Origin of the sequence: Lentzea aerocolonigenes, from assembly GCF_000974445.1 — a bacterium.
In the GTDB taxonomy this organism is placed as follows: domain Bacteria; phylum Actinomycetota; class Actinomycetes; order Mycobacteriales; family Pseudonocardiaceae; genus Lentzea; species Lentzea aerocolonigenes.
In genome coordinates this window covers 190,184-207,745 of sequence record NZ_BBOJ01000011.1, presented here as the reverse complement: position 1 = coordinate 207,745, position 17,562 = coordinate 190,184, and the positions used below count along the sequence as shown (strand labels likewise).

The window sequence follows — 17,562 nt, the reverse complement described above, 5'->3', positions numbered from 1 at the left end:
TTGGTCAGCAGGCGAGGGAGATCCTCGGTGACTTGCCGGCCAGCGTGAGCGGGGAGCCGACGTAGCCGGCCTTGGTGAAGATGGCGACCCCGGCGCTCCGGTAGACGGCCGTGGTCCCCGGGCACGGAGTGGTCACGTCGTGGTTGAGCGCGGTGACCTTGGGCAGTCCCTTCCAGGAGTCGGGGCCGAGGGCGCCGTTGATCTCGATGGCGACCCCGACCTCGATCGTGTCCAGAACGCCGTCACACGACACCTTGATGTCGGCGCGAACCTTCCCGCCGGTGACGTACGGATTGGTGACGGATCCGCCGCAGGTGATGACCTCCTGCGCCCCGAACGACGCACCGGCGGTTCTGGTCAGGGTCACCGTGAACGACTCCGCACCGGCGGCCCCGGCAGCGGTGAGCGGAACCGACGGCCGGTCGGCGGCGGCGGCCGGGCCCGCCGCCAACACCGTCCCGGCGGCACACGCCACCGCCAGGACAACGGCGGAGAGGACTGTCCGAACACGCGGCATTGTTTTACCTCCAACTGTTGGGGTGCAAGGAATTCCGGTGCCGGTCGCGCAGGGCGGCGTGCTACGTCCGGCGAATGGGGTCGGTGTAGAAATCGCCCACCTGGTTGGTGCCACCGGTGAGCGCCACCTCGACGTGCAGGACCGTGTAGTAGGGCGCGCCGAACGCCATGGACTCGAGGCTCGTCGCCGAGCACGACCGGTTCGTCGCCCTTCCCGAGCAGGACTCCTGACCGACTTCCCGCCCGAAGTCCCAGGGGGTGTAGATGCCCTGGTAGACGCGCACGTTCATGAGGAGCATGAAGATGTCCGGCGCGGGGAGGCTGGGGTTGGCGCGGCTGCGGCAGTCCAGGTTCCAGGTGGCGGTGACCTTGTAGTTGGCGTCGATCGACGCCGGCCAGGCCACACTCACGTAGCAGAACGACTGCGGTGGCGTCGCCTGGATCACCGCGTTCGCGACCGAGGTCCCGTTCTGCAGGACGAGCACCGCCGAGCCGGTGCGGAAGCCGGTGCCCGCGAGCCCTCCCGGTGCTGCGGTGGCGGAGGGAACCGCGGTCAGTGCCAGCGCCGCGGCCAGTGCCGCGAGCAGCGTGAGAGGTCGCTGGAACAAGCGTGTTCGATGCATTGTCGTCCTTCCTCAGCAGCTCAGGAACGGATCCGGCCGGGTGGTGCCGAACCAGCCCCAGTCGGTGAGCGGGCTCCCGGCGTAGAAGGTCGCCTCGACGTACACGACCCCGTACCAGTAGGCCGGGAAGCAGGGAGCGAGCGTGTGGGAGAGGCCCTCCATCACGAGGGTCGAACTGTCCCCGCCGCGAAGGGGGATGTTCTCCGCCTTGTTGGCGAGCGTCCAGTTGTCGCCCTCGCTGAACCGGTAGTAGAGGTAGAGGTGCGCGAGGCCGCTCCTCCACCTGCCGTTGCACCGCATCTTGAGTCCGAAGTTGACAGTCGGCTTCGGGCTCCAGGTGGGCTTCCAGCCGTCGACGCCGCACACGACCTGGTCGTCGGGCACGTTGTTCAGCCCTCGGGCCGACGGACCGCTCGCGCCGAACCTCGTGGCCCGGAGCCCTTCCTGCGTAATCGCCGATCCCGGAGGGCTGATCGCGACGAGGTCCGCCGTCGCCGCGCCCACCGGTGGTGACACGGCGATCGACGCAGCCGCGACCAGGAAGGCGGCAAGGGCCCTGACGATGACGCGTCCACGTCTCATGGGAGTTCCTTTCTGTTCTGACGCTTCGCCGCGGGCATCAGCGTGGCCGCGCGCTTCCGCACGGCCACACCACGTTCTGCGAATCCGCTGATCAGCGGCGACGGGGCGGGCGACGCCGAGGTACGACGACCCGGCGCGCCTTCACCCGAATGAAGCAACGCACTGGTCGTTACGTTCCACCATTCGCGAACGATGCCCGGAGTAGACGGCGTTGTCGGGTTCGAGTTCGGAAGGGCGGAACTGTGGCGCTCGAGTCGGCACGATTCAGAGGCGACCCGGTGCTGGAGCGGATCGCGAGGAACGATACGTCCGCGTTCCTCCGCTTCGGTGCGAAGGGTGAGCACGTGCGGAAGGTCCAGTTCGCGCTCATCGACCTCGGGTTCGGCATCCCCGACGGCGCGACCGGCAACTTCCTCCAGCAGACCAGCGCGGCCGTCGTCGCCTACAAGACGTCGCGCGGTCTGACGCCGAACGATCCGGTGGCCGGCGTCGGGACGATCACCACGCTGGACCGTGAATGGGCAATGCCTTTTGCCGACCGGGACGAGTGGCTGTCCTGGCAGACCCGGCTGATCCCCGAGTTCAACTTCACCAGGGCGGACGAGCTCGCCCGCAGACGGTCAGGCCGGGGATCCGTGCTGAACCCGTTGTCCGCCTGGTTGCCGTCCGCCTTCCGCGACGGGATCTTCACCGCGTTGACGGCGCTGCTGGACCCGGCCGGCTCGCCGCTGGGACAGTTCACCCCCGCGGCGTCGTGGGGTGCGAGTCCGCTGGACACGTACCACTGCCACGTCGTGATCGACACGGCGAACGTGGGACCGGCCTGGCAGGGGTTCCAGGGGTTCGCGCGGGCGATCGACAACCGGGCGGACACGATGATGCGGCAAGCCGATCAGGCCGGTCCGCGGGGAACGCCGGCGTGGACGGCGGCCTATCGCGCGCTCCTCCTGGCGCCGGGCGACCCCAGCTTCACCCAGCGCATCGCCAACCTGCTGAACGACATCACGCAGGAGTCGAAGAACACCGGGGTTCCGGTCAAGCTCCTCTGGCACACGTTCGAACACGCTGCCTGGCGCCCGGTCGAGATCGGTTCGAACGATCCGCGCCGGGCTTGGCTGAACGTCGTCACGCCTGCGGCGGGGCCCGTCACGCAGTGGCCGTTCCCGGTGACGGATGTGGCGTTCGCCGCCAACGTCGCCCAGCTCGCCGGGCTGGCCGTCATCGTGGACAAGCCCGGGACGGTCACCGTGGCAGCACCGACGCGAACAGAAGCAGTCGCGCTCGCGGGCCTCGACCAGAAACGGATCGACGACGCGACCTGAGGCCGTGGGACTCGCGCGTCCCACTGCCTCCGGGGCAGAGCTCTCAGACGAACTGCTCCCAGCCCGCGCCGATCTGTGTGCCCGATCCGTACGGCGTGGAGTTGTTGCCGCCGTTGACATACAGCCACAACGTGCCGTCCGGGCGGGTGGCCACCAGGTCGGCGCGCGCGTCACCGGTGACGTCGCCGGCCAGGACCCGGTCGAACTGCTCCCAGGACACCCCGATCTGCGTGCCCGTGGAGTACGGTGCCGTGTCGCTTCCACCGTTGGTGTAGAGCCAGAGCGTGCCGTTGGGGAGGCTGCCGACCAGGTCGGCACGGGAGTCGCCGGTCACGTCGGCGAGCGCGAGGTGCCGGAACTGCTCCCAGCCGACCCCGATCTGGGTGCCCGACGTGTACGGCGCGGAGTTGCTGCCGCCGTTGAGGTACAGCCACAACGTGCCGTCCGGGCGGGAGGCGACGAGGTCCGCTCTGCCGTCACCGGTCACGTCGCCGAGGACGACGTGGCGGAACTGCTGCCAAGCCACGCCGATCTGGGTGCCGGTGCCGTACGGCGAAGTGTCGCTTCCGCCGTTGGTGTAGAGCCACAGCGTGCCGTCCTGACGTGCCGCCACGACGTCGGCTCTGCGGTCGCCGGTCACGTCACCGGCCAGGAACCACAGGAACTGCTGCCAGCTCACGCCGACCTGCGTGCCGCTGCTGTACGGCGCGGAGTTGTTGCCGCCGTTGAGATACATCCACAGCGTCCCGTCGGGGCGGCGCGCCACCAGTTCGGCCCGGCCGTCGCCGGTCACGTCGCCTGCGGTCACACCACTCGCGGTGCCTCCTCCGGCCAGTGCGGCGAGCTGCGCGACTGATCCCTTGAAGACCATGGAGTCGTGCGCCGCACCGCGTTTGCACGCGTCGATGTCGTACTGCCAGAACGTCCAGTTGGTGCCCCAGCCCGGCACCGACGGCGGCGTCGAGTTGCAGCTGGAGATGTCCAGCGGGTACCCGGCGAAGGCGGTGCTGCTGCCTGTGCACGGGTTCCACCAGTTGACGTTGGTGTAGATCATCGGTGTGCGGCCGATGCGTGCCTGGACCGTGGTCAGGAAGGTGCTGATCCAGGTGCGCATCTGGCTCTGGGAAAGGCCGTAGCAGTCGGGCGTGCCGGCCAGGTAGGGCCATTCCAGGTCGAGGAACGGCGGCAGCGTCCTGCCGTCCGCGGTCCACTGGAGGTTGTTCACGAAGTGGTTGGCCTGGCCGGCCGGGTTGCCGAGGTCGGGCCGGCCGAAGGCGTAGGCGCCCACGTAGAGACCGGCGGCCTTGGCCTCCCTGTTGTCCTGGTTGAAGTACGGGTTGACGTAGCTCGTGCCCTCGGTGGCCTTGACGAAGGCGAACTCCTCCCCCGCTGCCCGTCGGCCGGCCCAGTTGATGGTCTTGCCCCCGTCGTGGTCGTGGCTGGAGACGTCGATGCCGTTGACCGTGTAGCCGGGCGGAAGGGCGGCGACGTCGATGGTGCCGGCGTTCGCCTGGGTGGCGAGGAGCAGCTGGGCCACGAGAGTGAGTGCCAGGACGACGAGTGACGTGTGGGTGCGCATGACGGTTCTCCCTGTGTCTCGGTGCGGGGATCAGGCGAACTGTTCCCAGCCGCCGCCGATCAGGGATCCGCTGCTGTACGGCGAGGTGTTGCTGCCGCCGTTGACGTACTGCCACAGGGTGCCGTCCGGCTTGGTGGCGATGATGTCGTCGCGGCCGTCGCCGTTGGTGTCGCCGAGCAGCACGCGGTTGAACGACTCCCAGCCGACGCCGACCAAGATGCCGCTGCTGTACGGCGAGGTGTTGCTGCCCCCGTTGACGTACAGCGACAGCGTGCCGTCCGGCTTGACACCGAGAACGTCCGCGCGACCGTCACCGGTCACGTCGCCGGCCTCGACCGAGCTGAACGACTCCCACCCGGTGCCGATCAGGGATCCGGTGCCGTACGGCGAAGTGTTGCTGCCGCCGTTGGTGTACAGCAAGAGCGTGCCGTCCGGCTTGGCGGCGACCAGGTCCGCGCGGCCGTCACCGGTCACGTCGCCCAGGGTCACGTCGGTGAACTGCTGCCACGCAGACCCGATCACGATGCCCCAGTCGTAGGGCGAGGTGTTGTTGCCGTTGTTGGTGTACAGCAACAACGTGCCGTCGGGCTTCGCGGTGACGATGTCGGCGCGACGGTCGCCGGTGACGTCGCCGGCCACGAACCACGCGAACTGCTCCCACCCGCTGCCGACCTGCGAACCGCTGCCGTACGGCGTGGAGTCGTTGCCACCGTTGGCGTACAGCCACAGCGAGCCGTCCGGGCGGCGGGCGAGCAGGTCGGTCCTGCCGTCACCGGTCACGTCCCCTGTCGCGACACCGCCGGCTTTGGAGCCCTCGACGATCCGGTCGTAGCGGACCGGCCGGTAGTTGCTCGCGTTGCTCTGGGTCCACGTCCGCTGGATCGTGCCCTTGGAGCCGGTCTGCTCGATCACGACCGGCCGGGTGTGCGCCGAGTCCTCCCATCTGACGAACAACGCCACGTGGTCGACGGACGGGTTGTTCTCGTGGCGCAGCAACGCGTCACCGGGTTGCAGGGACGAACGCGGGATGTCCGTGGACACGTCGCCGAGGTTCCCCGTCCAGAAGTCGCTGCCCCGCTTGCCGAGCCCCCACGCCATCGCCACGAATCCCGAGCAGTCGGTCCGGTAGTCGCCGTAGGAGTTCCGGTAGCACCTGGACTGGCTGTAAGGCACGCCGCCCACGTTCAGCCAGCTCTGCGCGCGGGTCAGCACCTGCGAACGGGTGAGGCTCTTGTGTGCGCCGTTGTCCGCGCACGGCACCGGCGTCGTGGACACGGAGGCCACCATCCGGCCGTCGTCGGCCAGTCCCGGATAGCTCGGCAGCGGTGGGTTTCCGGCCGCCTGCCTGGTGATCGCGGTGGAGGTGTCCGGTGCCGCGACCGCGGCGACCGGGCCGATGGCGGCGAGGGCGACGAGCGCGGCGGTGACCAGGCCGACTCCCGTGCCCCGGCGGATCGAGTTCGTGTTCATGGCTGCTCTCCCCTTGGTGAACTTCGTGGAGGAACTTCGACGGGAACGAGCTTCTGCGGCCGCGCTGCACCTTTTCTGCACTGACGGCGCAACGCCGATACAGAGGGCTTGCAGCGGCGGTACGCTGCTGGACCGCGCCCGCGGCGGGGAGGCCGTGGCCCGTGAAATCGGGAGTCCGCATGGAATTCCACCTGCTCGGACCGGTGGAGGTGACACGCGACGACGGCACGGCCGGGCTGAAAGGCACCAAGATCCGCACCCTGCTGGCCGCGCTGCTGCTCGCTCCCGGACGGGTGCTGGCCACGAACCGGCTCGTCGACATCCTCTGGGACGACGACCCGCCACCGACCGCCAGGGCGTTGATCCAGACCTACGTCTCCACGCTGCGCCGCACGATCGGAGACACCGACGCGCAGGTCATCCGCACCGAGGCACCGGGTTACCTGGCCCGGATCGAGGACGGCAGCCTCGACCGGGACAGGTTCGACCAGCTCGTGGCCCAGGGACGTGCGGCGGCGGCCGGCGGGCGCCACCGCGAGGCGTCCAACGCCTTCCGCACCGCGGACGCCCTGTGGCGCGGGCCGGCGCTCGGCGGGGTGCAGAGCCGCGTCCTCGCGATGGAGGCCATCCGTCTGGACGAGCAGCGGATCACGGTCGTCGAGGCGCGGGTCGCCGCCGATCTGGCGCTGGGGCTCGCCGAGGAGCTGATCGGCGAGCTGACCGTGCTGGTGGGCCAGCACCCGACCCGTCCGACCCTGCGCGGCCACCTCATGCTCGCCCTGTACCGAGCAGGTCGCGCCGCCGACGCGCTCACCGTGTTCCGGCAGGGCAGACAGGCGCTGGTCGACGAGCTCGGCATCGAACCGGGGCCCGAGCTGACCCGGTTGCACGAGGGCATCCTGCGGTCCGATCCGGCGCTCCTCGGTCCCCGTGCCACGCCGCCCGGCTCCGTTCCCCCGCCTCCCATCGCACCGCGGACCGGCAACGGCCATCGTGTGCCACGCCAGCTCCCGCCCGACGCCGCCGACTTCACCGGCCGGCACGAACTGGTCGGCGAGCTCGCCGGTGTGCTCACCGGCGAGCACATCGGGCCCGTCGTCGCGGCGCTCATCGGTCCGGGAGGGGTCGGCAAGTCGGCGCTGGCCGTCCACGTGGCGCACCACGTGTCACAGGCGTACCCGGACGGACAGCTGCACGTGGACCTGCGCGGCACCAGTGGAGCACCGGCGTCACCCGCCGAGGTGCTGGGCCGCCTGCTGCGCGCGCTGCAGGCGGACGCCATCCCGGACGAGGCGGACGAACGCATGGACGCGTACCGCACCGTGTTGTTCGACCGCCGTGTGCTGATCGTTCTCGACGACGCCGCGAACGAGCAGCAGGTGCGGCCTCTGCTGCCGGGCACCGACTCGTGCGCCGTGCTGCTGACCTCGCGCAACCGGCTGGCCGGTTTGGCGGGTGCGCGGCACGTCGAGGTGGACATGCTCTCCTCCGGCGAGGCCGCCGCCCTGCTGGCCAAGGTCGCCGGCGCCGACCGGATCGGCGACGCCCCCGACGCCACCAGGGCCATCCTGACGTCCTGCGGCAACCTGCCGCTGGCGGTCCGCATCGCCGGAGCGCGGCTCGCCACCCGCAGGCACTGGACGCCGCACCTGCTCGCCGCCCGGCTGACCGACGAGCGCCGTCGGCTCGACGAGCTCTCCGCGGGCGACCAGCAGATCCGGGCGAGCATCGAGATGGGGGTGCACAGCCTCGAACCGGCCGCGCAGGCCGCGCTCCGCAGGCTCGGTCACCTGGGGATGGCGGACTTCCCGGCGTGGGTCGTCGCCTACGCGCTCGACGTCTCGATCGACGAGGCCGAGCAGGTGGTCGAGCACCTCGTCGACAACCACCTGGTCGACTACACGTTCGTCGACGACGCGGGCCAGGTGCGCTACCGGCTGCACGACCTGGTCCGCATCTACGCGCGCGAGGAAGCCGAACGGAGGGAAAGCGAGGCCGATCTGGTCGCTTCGACGGCTCGCGTGGCCGGGGGCTGGGCGGCGGTGCTCGAACTGCTGCGGGACCACGTGGTCGACAGCGTGACGTCCGGGGCGATCCACCCGCACGCGCCGGTCCCCGCAGGCGTCGCCGCGGCCGATCCGGACGTGGTCGGCACCGCGCTCGCGGACCCCCGGCGGTGGCTCGACGTCGAGCAGGCGTCCCTCGTGCTCGCCGTGGAGCGCAGCGCCGAGATGGGCCTGCACGAGCTGGCGGTGGCCGTGGCGTCGGTGCTGTGCGCGTCGAGCTACGCGCTGAACCGGGTGGAGGACCTCTGGGAACGCGTGCACCGCGCCGCCCTGAGAGCTGCTCGCACGGCGGGCAACGCGCACGGCGAGGCGGTGCTGACGGCCCAGCTGGGTCAGCTCCGGTACGAACAGGACCGTTTCGCCGAAGCGCGCCTGCACCTGACCGACGCCGTCGAACGGTTCCGCGACCTGCACGACCCGCGGGGTGAGGTGAGCGCCCTGAGCGCGCTCGGACTCGCCTGCCGCGAGCAGGGATACCTGCCAGAGGCCGAGCACTTCCTGGTCAAAGCCGCCGAGGCGTGCACGAGCCTGGAAGACGACTGCGCCACCGGCCACTGCCGGCGGCTGATCGGCTCCGTCTTCCTGGAGCGTGGCAACTTCGACGCCGCCGACGCCGCTCTGGCCGAGGCACTCGCGGCCTACCGGCGGGCGGGCAGCCGACGGGGCGAGGCGCTGACCCTGCGCACGATCGGGCTGACCCACCGGGCCTGCGGCAGGCTGGACGCCGCCGAGAGCGCGTTCGCCGCGGCGCTCGTCCTGTTCCACGACCTCGGCGACACCAAACTCGTGCAGTTCTGCCGGCGCGGGCTGGCCAAGACCTACCTGCGGCAGGGCCGGTTCACCGAAGCCCGCGAACCGCTGGACACCGCGCTCGTCGCGCACCGGGCCGAACGGGACAGTTGGTCGGAGGCGATGGTGATGCGCACGCTCGGCGAACTGGAACTGGCGTGCGGCAACGTCGACGAGGCCGCCAGGTGGCTCACCGGTGCGCTGAAGATCTTCCGCGACATGGAGGCGACGCTGTTCTGCGCCCGCACGCTGCGCGACCTCGCGCAGGCCGAGCAGGCCAGAGGCGACCAGGCCGCCGCCGAGACCGCACTCGCCGAAGCCCTGGAAACGTTCCACGCCCACGGTGCGCGCGAGTACGACGAGTTGACGGCTGGAGCGACCAGGACGCCGCTGTAATTCCGTTGCAGCGTTCTTACAGCGCCGGGACCGACCTTTTCGGTGGAAGTCGTTGCACCGCCAGCGTCGGAGACCCTGCGATGATCGTGCTGCCGCCCGACCCGTGCCTCGCCGGAGTCCCCGTCCGGGACAACGGCGAGGTGCTCGTGGAGGTGCGAACCTCGGCCCCGCTGCGCACCGCGGGGCCGGTCCACCTCCGGTCCGGTCTCGTCGACCGGCTCGTGACCGCTCAGACCCTGCTGCCCCGCGAGGTCCGGCTGCTGATCGTCGACGGCTACCGCCCACCGGCGCTCCCGTGCCGGAACCCGGCCTGCGCACTGGCTCCAGGACCGGACGTGTGCGTGACGCCGCTCCCTCACCTGACCGGTGGCGCGGTGGACCTCACCCTGGCGAACACGGACGGGCGGGCGAGCCCCGGCACGACTCTCCCTGCCTGCGGCACCGGTCCGATCCCGCCGCCGCATCACGAGCTCCGGCACCTGTTGTCGACGGCGCTGGGTGCGGCGGGCCTGGCCAACCACCCCGCGCGGTGGTGGCACTGGTCCTACGGCGACCGGTTCTGGGCGAGCGTGACCCGCGCCCCGCACGCCCGCTACGGCTGTTGCCCGCCTTGAGGCCTCAGCGTGTACTGACCGCCTCGTCGAGGAAGCCGCCGGACTGGTGGCGCCACAGCTTCGCGTACGTCCCGTCCACGTCGAGCAGTTCCGCGTGGGTGCCCTGCTCGACGATCCGGCCCTGGTCGAGCACGATCAGCTGATCCATCCGCACGACCGTGCTCAGCCGGTGCGCCACGACGATCGCGGTGCGGTCCTCCATGAGCCGCCACAGCGCTTCCTGGACCAGCACCTCGCTCTCCGAGTCCAGCGCGCTGGTCGCCTCGTCCAGCAGCAGGATCGGCGCGTCGCGCAGGATGGCGCGGGCCAGCGCGACCCGCTGCCGCTGTCCGCCGGACAGTTTGACGCCGCGTTCGCCGACCATCGTGTCGAACCCGTCGGGCAGCGCCTCCGCGAACTCCGTCACGTGCGCGGCGTGCGCGGCGCGGTGGATCTCGGCGTCGGTCGCGCCGGGCCGTGCGAACGCGATGTTCTCGCGCAGCGTCCGGTGGAACATGGCCGGGTCCTGGGGCACGTACCCGATCAGGCCGCGCAGGTCGGCCTGGCTCAGGCGGGAGATGTCCTGGCCGCCGATGAGGATGCGGCCCCGATCGACGTCCATCAGCCGCAGCAGCAGCCGGGTGAGCGTCGTCTTGCCACCGCCGGAGCGGCCGACGAGCCCGATCCGCGTGCCGGCCGGGATGTCCAGGTCGAGCCCGTCGAACAGCGGTTCGCCGCCGCCGTGCGCGAACACGACGTTGTCGAACCGGACCCGGGAGTCCTTCACGCGCAACGGTTCCGGGTGCACCGGGTCGAGCACGACCGGCGGGTCGAGCAGCAGTTCGGTGAACTGGGCCGCCTCGGTGAGAGCGCTCTCCACCTGCCGGTAGATCTGGTTGAACTCGAACATGATCCGCGTCGCGTTCCCGAAGTAGGCGAACGTCACCACGATCGCCTCCACGCCGAGCCCGTCGCTGAGCGCGATCGCGACCACGAGGCCGAACACGTTGGTGAGCACCGACAGCGGCGCGATCACGGTGTCGATGCGCAGGTTGTTGTAGTCCCACGACCGCAGTGCCAGCGTTCGCAGCTTGGCGGAACGGGTCCGGTGCTCCGCGCTCTCGCGCTGCTCGGCGGCGAACGCCCGCACCGTCTCCATGTTCGTGAGCGTGTCCGAGACGTGGCCGGACACCTGCGCGACGGCGGCCTCGCGCTCGTCGACCAGCCTCTGGCGGTGGCGGATGAGCGGCGCGACGACGAATCCGGTGACGAGGATCAGGCCGACCAGCACCGCGACGAGCACCGGGTTGTAGCGCCACAGCACCACGCAGGCGAAACCGAGCGGGATGAAGTTGGCGAAGATCTTGAACACCAGCGTGTCCACGAAGTCCTCGAAGCGGAACGCGAAACTCAGCACCCGTTTCGTGAGCGACCCCGCGAAGTTGTCGTGGAAGAACGCCGCGTCCTTGCGCAGCAGCTCGTCCATCGCGAAGGCGGACAGGTTCTCGATCCCGCGAGCGTCAACGCGGTTGAGGCAGTGCATACCGATGCGCCACAACAGTTCCGACAGCAGCATGAAACCGCCGAAGGCCAGCACGTACGGCAGGACGGTGCCGAGACTCGTGCCGCCGCCACTCGCGAGCTTTCCCACGAGCGCGCCCACCGCCAACGGCGCGAGGTAGAGCTGACACGTCACGCCCAACGCGGGTGACAGGAGTGCGCCCGCGGACATGAATCCGTGGCGCCGCAACTCCTTCCCGTACAGGCGCACGGCGAGCGGCACCGCGTTCTTGCGGAAAGGCCTTTCCGATCCTGACACGCCGTCCCCCTCCGGACACCTCGGCTTCCTCATGCTGCCGCAGAGAGCCGGGTCGCAGCGATCGAATATCGGCACCCGAGGGGTTGTCACAAAATCGGGCGCTGTCCTGTCTTCCTGGACGTGAGTCAATTCCTGGAGTCGAGCACCGGCATCAGCGAGCCGGTCGTCGTGATCAAGAACTACCTCGTGCCGGCCGGCGAGGCCGAGCACTTCGTCGAGGTGTACCGGGAGAACGCGCGGATCATGTCGGCCCAGCCCGGCTTCGTGCGCTCCCGCCTGCACCGGCCACTCGCCGACGGACCGCGGGCGCGGTTCGTCCACGTCGCCGAGTGGAGCTCGGGAACCGAACTGGACCAGGCCGTCGCCAACCCCGAGTGGCGTACCTCGGTGCAGCGCATGTTCGACGACCCCGGCCTGCACATCACCTCGGAACCCGCCTCCTACCGCGTCGTGGTCGAGTTGCGGCCCTCGGGCGGTGCGATCGAGACCCTCGAAGACCTCCGCCGCCACCTGCAGTGGGCGATCGAGCTGGAGCACGCGACCATCCCTCCGTACCTGCGCGCTGTACTCGCTGGACCCGAGCCGCAACGCCGAGGCCGTGCAGGTCGTGGGCAGCGTGCTCGCGGAGGAGATGCTGCACCTGGCGCTGGCGGCGAACCTGCTCAACGCGGTCGGCGGCGAGCCCCGGCTCGACACCCCCGCGCTGCTGCCGCCGTACCCGCACCCGCTGCCGCACGGCGACCGGTCGCTCCAGGTCCAGCTCGTTCCGTTCGGCTCGGAGGCCCTGGAGCTGTTCCTGCGGATCGAGCAGCCGGCCACGGCCGACGCACCGCCCGAAGCAGACTCCTACGAGACGATCGGGCAGTTCTACGCCGCTGTCGAGGCGGGGATGCGCAGGCTGTGCGGCGAACTGGGCGAGGACGCCGTCTTCTGCGGCGATCCGGCTCGCCAGGTCGGCGAGTTCCACCTGCGCGGTGGAGGTGGCGCGGTCATACCCGTGCACGACCTGAAGTCCGCTCTGGCGGCGCTGACCGAGATCACCGAGCAGGGCGAGGGAGCCGCGCGGACCGACGTCTGGGACGGCGACCGCGACGTCTTCCACCCCGACCGGGACGAAGTGGCGCACTACTACCGGTTCCAGGAGCTCAAGCACGGCCGCCGCTACCAGGCCGGCGACACACCGCAGTCGGGTCCGACCGGTGAGCCGATCGCGGTCGACTGGGACGCGGTCATGCCCATGCGGCCGAACCCGCGCACGACCGACCACCCGGAGGGCAGCGACATCCGCGTGGCCCAGGAACGGTTCAACACCACCTACTGCCTGCTGCTCAAGCAGCTGGAGGAGGCGTTCAACGGCGATCCAGCGCGACTGGGCGCCACCGTCGGCACGATGTACCAGGTGAAAGCACAGGCACAGGCGCTGATGACGATGCCGCTGGAGGACGGGACGGCGACAGCGGGCCCGACGTTCGAGTACGTGCCGCCCAGAACCTGCGAACCTGACCAGGTCCGTCGCTGCCCGATTGGCGCGAAAAGCACGTTCTGGCCATCTAGCGGCCCGAACGTGCTTCTCGCGCCAAAAACAGACAGCGCGCTTGCGGTGTCAGCGGGTGATGCTTTGGAGCGTCGGCACGACCTTCGCCATCGTGCCGTCCGAATTGAACCGGAGGCGGTCGATGGTCACCTCGCGATGGGTGCCGTCGCCGCCCGGGATGGCGAACCGGTGGTAGGCGATGTACCAGTCGTCGGTTCCCGGCGCCTGGACGATGCTGTGGTGTCCGGTGCCGAGGATGCCGAGTGACGGGTCCTTCTCCAGGATCACCCCGCGGTTCACCAGACCGTCGAGCATCGGGCCGGTCACCGTGGCGTAGCCGACCCGGTAGTTCTCGCTGCCGGTGTCGTCGATCGACCAGGTGAGGTGGTAGGTGCCGCCGCGCTTGGTCATGAACAGTCCCTCGCGGAAGCCGTCCAGCCCGGTGACGTGCTTGATCTTCGTGGCGTCGAACGAGGTCATGTCCGCGTTCAGCGGCACCACGTACGCTTCGCCGTTGCCCCAGTACAGGTAGCTCTGGCCGTTGTCGTCGGTGAAGACGGCCGGGTCGATGGCCTGGCCACCGTTGGGGTTCGACGCGATCAGCGGTTTACCGAGCACGTCGGTGAACGGGCCGGTGGGCGAGTCGGAGACGGCCACGCCGATCTTGGCGTCGGCGCAGAAGTAGAAGTAGTACTTGCCGTTCTTCTGCGCGATCGTCGGCGCCCAGGCGCGACTGTCCGCCCAGGACACTCCCGGTCCGAGGTCGAGGATCTTCTCGTGCTTCGTCCAGTTCACGAGATCCTTGCTGGACCAGGCGTTGAAGGACGTGCTCGACCAACCGGGGAAGCCGTCGGTCGTGGCGTAGATGTAGTAGGTGTCGCCGAACCGGACGATGTTCGGGTCCGCGTTGTAGCCGGGAAGGACCGGGCTGTTCATGACGGCCGCCCGCACCGTCCAGGTCCGCTTGCTCCGGTCCGCTCCGGTGACCGTGTAGGTGACGGGCTTGGTGAAGTCCTGCCTCGATCCGTTGCGGGGCGAGACCTTCGCGTCGTCCGCGACCTCGAGCCGGGGCGCCAGGCGGCGCAGGTCCGTGCCGGGCTTGACCGGCAGGAGAATGGTGCCGGTCTGGCTGTCGACGACCGCCGGAACCTTCAGCGCGTCCAGGGTCACCGACGCGACGGCCGTCTCGTTGCCCGGCAGCTCCAGCACTTCCGACGTGGTGAGGCCGCGGTTCCACACGGTGAAGCGGCTCATCTTGCCCTTGAAGTACTTGTCGGCGGCGTAGGCGGAGCGGCCGATGTAGTTCGACGTCGTGATGCCACTGCCCAGGTCACCCGGTTTCGTCGTGACACCGTCCACATGGGCCACTTCGACGCCGTTGTCGTACAGGCGCGCCTTCCCGCCGGCCAGCGTGTACGTCAGCGTGTGCCAGGTACCGCGGGCGAGGTTGCGCCCGCTGTTGGCGTTCTGCTCCGTCGACCAGTTGCCGGACGCGATGGCCGCCCGGTAGCTGTCCCCGCTGGCGAAGAGGTAGCCGTCACCGGCGCCGTTCGTGCTGTTGCCGAGGTTGAACAGGAAGTACGGCGTCTGCTGGCCGGGATCGACCCACACCCGTGCCGACACCGTGATCGCGTCGAGCCCGGTCATGAGGTTGTTCGGCAGGTGCACGTAACCGTCGGTGCCACCGAAGGCGAGGCCGTCCGACGAGCGGGTGACGTCACCGTGCAGCACACCGTTGCGCGCCTTGCCGGAGCCGTCCGCGACCGTCGTGCCGGAGCCTCCGGTGAGGTCGTAGTCGGCGATGACGCCCTTCTTGTTCGCGGTGACCGGCAACGGACCCTTGCGCAGCCGCTCGAGCTCCGCCTTCGTCACCGGCAGGACGGTGCCGTGCCGCGGGGCGCGCGGCAGCGAGTACTCCGCCGGGATCTGCCAGTTCGGGTTCGCCAGCGAGTCGGTGACGAACGGGATGTAGCCGCGGTTCGGCGTCTCGTCCATGAACGCGTAGAACTTCTTGCCGTCGTTGGACTTGAACAGCGTCGGACCCTCGACCCAGTCCGTGCCGAGCGGCGTGCGGATGCAGTCGTCGACCAGTTCCCAGTTGCGCGGCTTCGTGGTCGGCAGGTCGACGGCGCGCAGGTCCTTCGAACGCTCGAGCACGATGTCGCGCGTGCACTTGCCGATGACCTTCTCGTCGGTCGTGAGGCGGTAGTAGTAGTCGCCGTCCTTGATGACGGTCGAGTCGATGACGCCCTGGCCGGGGTCGTTCCAGACCTTCGGCTCGGTGAACGTCCGGAAGTCGCGGGTGGTCGAGTAGTACATCCGCGCGTACGACCAGTTGTTGTGGTCCGGGTCGTCGGCCGCGAACGGGATGCTCGCCCAGTAGACGATGTAGGCGCCGATGGTCGGGTCGTAGGTCGCCTCCGGTGCCCACGTCATGCCCGCGGTGTCCGGCGAGACGCGCACGTGCCGCTGCTCGGACCAGGTCACGAGGTCGGTGGACTCCCAGATCTCCAGGTACTTGCTGCCGTGCTGCTGAGCCTCTCCCCAGCCACGTCCGTCGTTGATCTGCAGGTCGGTCGCGACGAGGTAGAACTTGTCGCCTTCCGGGCTGCGGATGATGAACGGGTCGCGCACGCCGGTCTCGCCGTACTGCGACTTCAGCACGGGCTTGCCGCCGTTGAGCTCGTCCCAGTGCAACGGGTCGTCGCCCCGGCTCACCGCGAAGTGCACCTGCTCGGTGTCCTGAGTGGCCTCGCCGGTGAAGTACGCGAACGCGTAGCCTTCCTTCGCTTCCTGCTTGGGCAGCGGCAGCACCGTCAGGATGAAGTCACGGGTGCTGCTCGCCTTCCCCTTGGTCGCGCGGACGCTCAGATGTGCCTTGCGGGGCTTGGCACCGTACGGCGGGCGCGTCACCACACCGTCCGCGGAAACGACGCGCTTGTCGTCGCTGCGCCAGGTGAACGTGACGTCGCCCGCGCCCTTGGCCGGCAGCGTGATGTTGCCCCGGACCGCGTCCTGGTCCCAGATCACGATGTCCCGCAAGGCGTTCCGGACCTTCTGCCGGTCGGTGATGTCCGCGAGCACCGTCACGGTGAACGTGCGGGTGGCGGAGTATCCGGCGTAGGTGACGGTGGCCGTCAGCGTCACGGTCGCGTTGCCGGAGCCCGGCGCGGGCCGCGTGACCACACCGGTCGCCGACACCACGGCAGGGTTGCTGGAGGACCAGGTGATCGAGGAACCACCCGCGGCCCTCACCGGCAGGGTGAGGTTCCCGGTCACGGCGGAGGTGTCGCCGAGGCTGAGTGCGGCGGCGTCGGCAGCGGCACGGCCGGCGGCGGTCCGCTCGCCGAGCGCGTTCGCTTCCGCCGCCGTCACGGCACGGTCGTAGATGCGGAAGTCGCGGACCTGCCCCTTGAGGTACTTGTCCGCGCTGTACACCGAACGACCGAGGTAGTTGGCGGTCGTGGTGCCGCCGCCGATCGATCCCGGAGTGATCGTCACGTCGGTCTTGCGGGCGACCTCGATGCCGTCCTCGTACAGCACGGCGAGACCACCGGCGAGGGTGTACGTGAGCGTGCGCCAGCTGCCACGCGCGAGGTTGCGGTTGGTGGACACCGTTTGCTCGGTGGACCAGTTGCCGGAGGCGATCGACGTGCGGTACCCGTCACCGGTGGTGAACAGGTAGCCGTTCCCGGTGCCGTTCAGCGTGTTTCCCAGGCCCCAGACGAAATACGGGGTGCCCTGGTCGGTGGCGACGTTCACCTGGACGGACACGGTGATGTCCGTGAGCCCGCGCATGACGTTGTCGGGCAACCGGACGTGACCGTTCGAGCCGCCGAGGCTCAGCGCACCGTCCTGCCAGACGGCGTCACCGCTCAGCGTGCCGTCTCTGCCGTTGCCGGACGTGTCGACGACGGTGGTGCCGGAACTCTGGGCGAGGTCGTAGCGGACGACCAGTCCTTTGTCGACTGTCGTGTCCGCACCGGCGGCGTCCGTGACGCTCATCGACGACGCCGTGAGGGCTGCTACTCCGAGAACCACCGTCAATGACCGACGCCAGATCGTCGAACGATTCGAACGCATTCAGCCCTCCGCGGACCAACTTCGAGATGAACGGTGACGAGACTGCACTCGAGGAGTTCGGCTACTGCGGATCCGGCGCAGGCAGACAGTCACTGTTAGCGCTAACAATTTGGGCGAGAAGAATGCGGTGCACAGTGGTGGTCCCCTTCGCGTCGTCGCGACACCAGGCAGCCACCTGGACACCGCCCCG

Annotated in this window: 10 protein-coding genes and 2 pseudogenes; 5 read left to right on the top strand and 7 right to left on the bottom strand. The window is 69.6% G+C overall.

Going from position 1 to position 17,562, the window contains the following annotated elements:
• Positions 1-4: 4 nt before the first annotated feature.
• From AOM45_RS22215 to AOM45_RS22205, 3 genes are all read right to left on the bottom strand, one after another.
• Positions 5-517, bottom strand: a complete 513-nt coding sequence (locus AOM45_RS22215) for a hypothetical protein (protein ID WP_156093570.1) — start codon at positions 515-517, stop codon at positions 5-7.
• A gap of 61 nt (positions 518-578) precedes the next feature.
• Positions 579-1,139: a hypothetical protein gene (locus AOM45_RS22210; protein WP_156093569.1), complete on the bottom strand. Its 561-nt coding sequence runs from the start codon at positions 1,137-1,139 to the stop codon at positions 579-581.
• A gap of 12 nt (positions 1,140-1,151) precedes the next feature.
• Complete coding sequence (locus tag AOM45_RS22205; protein WP_030465326.1) at positions 1,152-1,721, bottom strand: hypothetical protein; 570 nt, start codon at positions 1,719-1,721, stop codon at positions 1,152-1,154.
• Positions 1,722-2,065: 344 nt separating this feature from the next.
• On the opposite strand from AOM45_RS22205, the gene AOM45_RS22200 reads away from it, so the two are divergent.
• Positions 2,066-3,043, top strand: coding sequence for a peptidoglycan-binding domain-containing protein (locus AOM45_RS22200; protein ID WP_156093568.1), 978 nt, complete (start codon positions 2,066-2,068; stop codon positions 3,041-3,043).
• A gap of 43 nt (positions 3,044-3,086) precedes the next feature.
• Here AOM45_RS22200 and AOM45_RS22195 read toward each other — a convergent pair whose 3' ends face one another.
• Complete coding sequence (locus tag AOM45_RS22195; protein WP_051782771.1) at positions 3,087-4,622, bottom strand: GH25 family lysozyme; 1,536 nt, start codon at positions 4,620-4,622, stop codon at positions 3,087-3,089.
• A 30-nt stretch (positions 4,623-4,652) separates the two neighbouring features.
• Positions 4,653-6,092, bottom strand: coding sequence for an FG-GAP-like repeat-containing protein (locus AOM45_RS22190; protein WP_030465325.1), 1,440 nt, complete (start codon positions 6,090-6,092; stop codon positions 4,653-4,655).
• 179 nt (positions 6,093-6,271) lie between these two features.
• On the opposite strand from AOM45_RS22190, the gene AOM45_RS22185 reads away from it, so the two are divergent.
• Both AOM45_RS22185 and AOM45_RS22180 read left to right on the top strand, forming a co-directional pair.
• Positions 6,272-9,343 carry an AfsR/SARP family transcriptional regulator gene (locus tag AOM45_RS22185; RefSeq protein WP_030465324.1) on the top strand — a complete coding sequence of 1,024 codons (3,072 nt, stop codon included), beginning with the start codon at positions 6,272-6,274 and terminating at the stop codon, positions 9,341-9,343.
• A gap of 80 nt (positions 9,344-9,423) precedes the next feature.
• Positions 9,424-9,957 (top strand): M15 family metallopeptidase domain-containing protein, encoded by a 534-nt coding sequence (locus AOM45_RS22180; RefSeq protein WP_030465323.1) that lies wholly within the window; start codon positions 9,424-9,426, stop codon positions 9,955-9,957.
• A gap of 4 nt (positions 9,958-9,961) precedes the next feature.
• On the opposite strand, the gene AOM45_RS22175 is transcribed toward AOM45_RS22180, so the two are convergent.
• On the bottom strand, positions 9,962-11,755 hold the full coding sequence (locus AOM45_RS22175; RefSeq protein ID WP_236703796.1) for an ABC transporter ATP-binding protein: 1,794 nt from the start codon (positions 11,753-11,755) through the stop codon (positions 9,962-9,964).
• Between the two features lie 120 nt (positions 11,756-11,875).
• Between AOM45_RS22175 and AOM45_RS53835 the strand changes: the two are divergent.
• Positions 11,876-12,133: pseudogene (locus AOM45_RS53835) on the top strand (antibiotic biosynthesis monooxygenase family protein); the annotation flags it as partial.
• A 97-nt stretch (positions 12,134-12,230) separates the two neighbouring features.
• A pseudogene (locus tag AOM45_RS52955) lies at positions 12,231-12,845 on the top strand (ferritin-like domain-containing protein); the annotation flags it as partial.
• A 513-nt stretch (positions 12,846-13,358) separates the two neighbouring features.
• Here the strand turns inward: AOM45_RS52955 and AOM45_RS22165 are convergent.
• Complete coding sequence (locus AOM45_RS22165) at positions 13,359-17,294, bottom strand: family 43 glycosylhydrolase (protein ID WP_051782770.1); 3,936 nt, start codon at positions 17,292-17,294, stop codon at positions 13,359-13,361.
• Positions 17,295-17,562 lie beyond the last annotated feature (268 nt).

Excerpts from the sequence above, each read along its gene's own strand:
- AOM45_RS22215 (WP_156093570.1), bottom strand. The coding sequence starts at position 517 with ATGCCGCGTGTTCGGACAGTCCTCTCCGCCGTTGTCCTGGCGGTGGCG.
- AOM45_RS22190 (WP_030465325.1), bottom strand. The coding sequence starts at position 6,092 with ATGAACACGAACTCGATCCGCCGGGGCACGGGAGTCGGCCTGGTCACC.
- AOM45_RS22195 (WP_051782771.1), bottom strand. The coding sequence starts at position 4,622 with ATGCGCACCCACACGTCACTCGTCGTCCTGGCACTCACTCTCGTGGCC.
- AOM45_RS22180 (WP_030465323.1), top strand. The coding sequence starts at position 9,424 with ATGATCGTGCTGCCGCCCGACCCGTGCCTCGCCGGAGTCCCCGTCCGG.
- AOM45_RS22185 (WP_030465324.1), top strand. The coding sequence starts at position 6,272 with ATGGAATTCCACCTGCTCGGACCGGTGGAGGTGACACGCGACGACGGC.
- AOM45_RS22205 (WP_030465326.1), bottom strand. The coding sequence starts at position 1,721 with ATGAGACGTGGACGCGTCATCGTCAGGGCCCTTGCCGCCTTCCTGGTC.
- AOM45_RS22165 (WP_051782770.1), bottom strand. The coding sequence starts at position 17,294 with ATGAGCGTCACGGACGCCGCCGGTGCGGACACGACAGTCGACAAAGGA.
- AOM45_RS22210 (WP_156093569.1), bottom strand. The coding sequence starts at position 1,139 with ATGCATCGAACACGCTTGTTCCAGCGACCTCTCACGCTGCTCGCGGCA.